The organism is Streptomyces sp. NPDC002851, from assembly GCF_053591935.1.
In genome coordinates this window covers 1-2316 of the sequence record NZ_JBSFUT010000091.1, presented here as the reverse complement: position 1 = coordinate 2316, position 2316 = coordinate 1, and the positions used below count along the sequence as shown (strand labels likewise).

Annotated in this window: 2 protein-coding genes and 1 pseudogene; 2 read left to right on the top strand and 1 reads right to left on the bottom strand. The window is 69.6% G+C overall.

The window, feature by feature from the left end; genetic code table 11:
- Together ACWD10_RS38360 and ACWD10_RS38355 are read left to right on the top strand one after the other, a co-directional pair.
- Positions 1-318, top strand: a pseudogene (locus tag ACWD10_RS38360) (serine hydroxymethyltransferase); the annotation flags it as partial.
- A 183-nt stretch (positions 319-501) separates the two neighbouring features.
- A complete protein-coding gene (locus tag ACWD10_RS38355) occupies positions 502-1884 on the top strand; it encodes an L-serine ammonia-lyase (RefSeq protein WP_451098460.1) in 1383 nt (460 codons plus the stop codon).
- A gap of 67 nt (positions 1885-1951) precedes the next feature.
- Here ACWD10_RS38355 and ACWD10_RS38350 read toward each other — a convergent pair.
- The coding region (locus tag ACWD10_RS38350; RefSeq protein ID WP_451098458.1) for an STAS domain-containing protein at positions 1952-2316 on the bottom strand (365 nt) is incomplete at its 5' end.

The following is a 2316-nucleotide window of genomic DNA, read 5'->3' as shown; positions in this document are numbered from 1 at the left end:
GGCGGTACGGACGTGCATCTGGTCCTGGTCGACCTGCGCAACTCCGAGCTCGACGGACAGCAGGCCGAGGACCGCCTCCACGAGGTCGGCATCACGGTCAACCGCAACGCCGTCCCGAACGACCCGCGGCCCCCGATGGTCACCTCGGGCCTGCGGATCGGCACCCCGGCGCTCGCCACCCGCGGGTTCCAGGCAGAAGACTTCCGCGAGGTCGCGGACGTCATCGCCGAGGCACTCAAGCCGTCCTACGACGCCGAGTCCCTCAAGGCCCGAGTCGCGGCCCTCGCCGACAAGCACCCGCTGTACCCCTCGCTGTAAGGGGCTGTGTGCTCAGCGCCGCCCGGCCTGTGGTGACCGAGAGGTCATCCAGGGTTATCCACAGGCCGGGCGGCCTGTTCACACGAGCACGTTACGCTCGACCGGCGGACAAACCCGCACAACTGATCCTTTGATCCTGACCTGCCCCGTACACCCCACGAGCAGACAAGGGAGTCCGCCACCGTGGCCATCTCCGTCTTCGACCTCTTCTCCATCGGCATCGGCCCGTCCTCCTCGCACACCGTCGGCCCGATGCGGGCCGCCCGGATGTTCGTCGGCCGCCTGAAGAAGGACGGTCTGCTGGCCCAGACGGCGTCCGTGCGTGCGGAGCTGTTCGGCTCCCTCGGCGCGACCGGCCACGGCCACGGCACCCCGAAGGCCGTCCTGCTCGGTCTGGAGGGCCACTCCCCGCGCACCGTCGACGTGGAGACCGCCGACGACGAGGTGGCCCGGATCCGTGAGACCGGCCGCCTGCGGCTGCTCGGCGCCGAGATAGGTGCCGCCCACGAGATCGACTTCGACGAGTCGACCGAGATGATCCTGCACCGCCGCCGCTCGCTGCCGTACCACGCCAACGGCATGACTCTCTTCGCGTACGACGCCGAGGGGCACCCGCTCCTGGAGAAGACGTACTACTCCGTGGGCGGCGGCTTCGTGGTGGACGAGGACGCGGTCGGCGAGGACCGGATCAAGCTCGACGACACCGTCCTGAAGTACCCCTTCCGCTCCGGCGACGAGATGCTCGGCATGGCCCGCGACACCGGCCTGTCGATCTCGTCCCTGATGCTGGAGAACGAGAAGGCCTGGCGCACCGAGGACGAGATCCGCGCGGGTCTGCTCGAGATCTGGCACGTCATGCAGGCCTGCGTCACCCGCGGCATGACCCGCGAGGGCATCCTGCCCGGCGGCCTGAAGGTCCGCCGCCGCGCCGCCGCCAACGCCCGCCAACTGCGCGCCGAGGGCGACCCGATGCTGCACCGCAGCGAGTGGACGACGATCTACGCGATGGCGGTGAACGAGGAGAACGCGGCGGGCGGCCGCGTGGTCACCGCCCCCACGAACGGCGCGGCCGGCGTCCTCCCCGCGGTTCTGCACTACTACATGAACTTCGTGCCCGGCGCCGACGAGGAGGGCGTGGTCCGCTTCCTGCTCGCCGCGGGCGCGATCGGCATGCTGTTCAAGGAGAACGCCTCCATCTCCGGCGCCGAGGTCGGCTGCCAGGGCGAGGTCGGCTCCGCCTGCTCGATGGCGGCGGGCGCGCTCGCCGAGGTCCTGGGCGGCTCCCCGGAACAGGTGGAGAACGCCGCCGAGATCGGCATGGAGCACAACCTCGGCCTGACCTGCGACCCGGTCGGCGGTCTGGTGCAGATCCCGTGCATCGAGCGGAACGGCATGGCCGCGGTCAAGGCCGTCACCGCCGCGAGGATGGCGATGCGCGGCGACGGCTCGCACAAGGTGTCCCTCGACAAGGTCATCAAGACCATGAAGGACACCGGCGCCGACATGAAGGTCAAGTACAAGGAGACGGCGCGGGGCGGCCTCGCGGTCAACGTCATCGAGTGCTGAGACGTTTCTTCCGGTTCACGGCCGCCCGCGCTCGTGCGGGAAGAACCAGCCCTAGCGGTTCCCAGCCCTAGCGGTGCCCCGCCAGATCGTGCTCGACGACGTCCTTGAGCTTGTCGCGCTGGTCGTCGTTCGCGAGGGCGATCAGGCGGTCCGCGTGGTGGGGCGGCAGGTGGGTGATGCCGAGGTCGACGCCGGACTTGTGGGAGTGGTCGATGAAGGTCAGCAGTGCCTTGGCGCCGGACATGTCCATGTAGCTGACGTCCTTGAGGCTCAGTGACAGGTTCGGCCGGTCGTTGCGCAGGGTGGTGAAGACCCGGTCGACGGAGAGGAACGACAGCGGGCCCTCGATGCGGTAGGTGTCGTCGCCGTCGTGGACGACCGAGGCTCTGCGGCGCTCCTTCACGACGTGGACGATGAGTGCCAGGGCGACGC